Here is a 2,500-nt window from a genome sequence, read left to right as displayed (position 1 = left end):
TACTGTTCTTGTTTTGGCCGTTTTAGCAAAACTGTGTAGAAAGCAAATAGAAAAGTACTTAATAATATCAGTATATCTCCTATTAAAGACACTTCTTGATTAGCACTTTTAGATGGAATCGTAATAAAGAGTACTCCTATAGCACCCAATATAATTCCTATCCAATAATTCAATCGAATTTTCTCTTTCAAAAAGAGTGCTGAAAAAAGAATTGTAACTAATGGTAATGCAGCATCTATAATACTCACATGTAATCCACTGGTTAAAGAAATACCGTAGGATGTAAACATAAAATAACCAGCTACACCGGTAAAAGCTAACAAACTCATTCTTTTCCATGGAACTTTTTTATGTACAACTGATTTTTGTAGTTGCTTAAATGAGAATAGCATACAAATTCCACCTGCAAAGAAAAGACGAATAAACAACAAAGTAAACGGCTGAATAGATTCTAACGCCCATTTTGTTGGCGCAATGGCTGTGCCCCATAATATAACAGCCACTAATAACATGCATATTTCTTTCATAATCCCCCACACCCATCAAAAATATATGTTAACTACCTTAATTATAGATTTTTTCTAATGTAAAATCCTTTAAAAACACAAAAGGTTATGTTAAAAGAGCTAGATTGCTACTTTTCATATAACCTTTTTATATAAGATCACAAACATTCTTGTTACATCTGGACTATATTCTTATAAAGGTAATTCTTACCTTTAAATTTAAAATAATAAAAATAAACACAAAAAAACCTAAGTCAAAATGACTTAGGTTCTTGCTTGGCGACGTCCTACTCTCACAGGGACAAGGTCCCAACTACCATCGGCGCTAGAGAGCTTAACTTCCGTGTTCGGTATGGGAACGGGTGTGACCTCTCTGCCATCATCACCAAACTATGAAGGCATATTCCTTCAAAACTAGATAACATTGCTACATATTATATGGTTAAGTCCTCGATCTATTAGTATTCGTCAGCTCCACATGTCACCATGCTTCCACCTCGAACCTATCAACCTGATCATCTTTCAGGGATCTTACTAGCTTACGCTATGGGAAATCTCATCTTGAGGGGGGCTTCATGCTTAGATGCTTTCAGCACTTATCCCTTCCGCACATAGCTACCCAGCTATGCCCTTGGCAGAACAACTGGTACACCAGCGGTGCGTCCATCCCGGTCCTCTCGTACTAAGGACAGCTCCTCTCAAATTTCCTACGCCCACGACGGATAGGGACCGAACTGTCTCACGACGTTCTGAACCCAGCTCGCGTACCGCTTTAATGGGCGAACAGCCCAACCCTTGGGACCGACTACAGCCCCAGGATGCGATGAGCCGACATCGAGGTGCCAAACCTCCCCGTCGATGTGGACTCTTGGGGGAGATAAGCCTGTTATCCCCGGGGTAGCTTTTATCCGTTGAGCGATGGCCCTTCCATGCGGAACCACCGGATCACTAAGCCCGACTTTCGTCCCTGCTCGACTTGTAGGTCTCGCAGTCAAGCTCCCTTATGCCTTTGCACTCTACGAATGATTTCCAACCATTCTGAGGGAACCTTTGGGCGCCTCCGTTACACTTTAGGAGGCGACCGCCCCAGTCAAACTGCCCACCTGACACTGTCTCCCGGGTCGATAAGACCCGTAGGTTAGAATTTCAATACAGTCAGGGCGGTATCCCACCAGCGCCTCCACCGAAGCTAGCGCTCCGGTTTCAATGGCTCCCGCCTATCCTGTACAAACTGTACCAAAATTCAATATCAGGCTACAGTAAAGCTCCACGGGGTCTTTCCGTCCTGTCGCGGGTAACCTGCATCTTCACAGGTACTATAATTTCACCGAGTCTCTGGTTGAGACAGTGCCCAAATCGTTACACCTTTCGTGCGGGTCGGAACTTACCCGACAAGGAATTTCGCTACCTTAGGACCGTTATAGTTACGGCCGCCGTTTACTGGGGCTTCAGTTCAGAGCTTCGCTTACGCTAACCCCTCTCCTTAACCTTCCAGCACCGGGCAGGTGTCACCCCCTATACTTCGCCTTACGGCTTCGCAGAGAGCTGTGTTTTTGCTAAACAGTCGCTTGGGCCTATTCACTGCGGCTTTCCGTTAAGAAAGCACCCCTTCTCCCGAAGTTACGGGGTCATTTTGCCGAGTTCCTTAACCAGAGTTCTCTCGCACACCTTAGGATTCTCTCCTCGCCTACCTGTGTCGGTTTGCGGTACAGGCACCTTTTATCTCGCTAGAAGCTTTTCTTGGCAGCGGGGAATCAAAGACTTCGCTCCATAAGGAGCTTCCCCATCACAGCTCAGCCTTTACGATAAGCGGATTTGCCTACTTATCAGCCTAACTGCTTGGACGTGCACAACCAATCGCACGCTTCTTCTATCCTTCTGCGTCCCTCCATTGCTCAAACGATAAAGAGGTGGTACAGGAATATCAACCTGTTGTCCATCGCCTACGCCTGTCGGCCTCGGCTTAGGTCCTGACTAACCCTGAGCGGACGAGC

The 2,500-nt window shown here is 45.6% G+C and carries 1 protein-coding gene and 2 rRNA genes (2 of these 3 running past the window's edge); all 3 read right to left on the bottom strand.

All coding sequences use genetic code 11. From position 1 onward, the window contains the following. Positions 1-527, bottom strand: partial view of a DMT family transporter gene (locus tag NST27_RS01610; protein WP_000658284.1) — the 5' portion only. It extends 394 nt beyond the left edge of the window; only the first 527 of its 921 coding nucleotides appear in the window; its start codon is at positions 525-527; its stop codon lies off the left edge, out of view. A gap of 253 nt (positions 528-780) precedes the next feature. Next, positions 781-896: ribosomal RNA gene (rrf, locus tag NST27_RS01605) — 5S ribosomal RNA — on the bottom strand. Positions 897-944: 48 nt separating this feature from the next. Continuing rightward, a 23S ribosomal RNA gene (locus tag NST27_RS01600) occupies positions 945-2,500 on the bottom strand; it runs 1,366 nt beyond the window's last position.

The sequence above is a fragment of the Bacillus sp. FSL W8-0770 genome (assembly GCF_038008705.1).
GTDB classification, from domain to species: domain Bacteria; phylum Bacillota; class Bacilli; order Bacillales; family Bacillaceae_G; genus Bacillus_A; species Bacillus_A cereus.
This window is presented reverse-complemented; position numbering and strand designations above follow the sequence as displayed.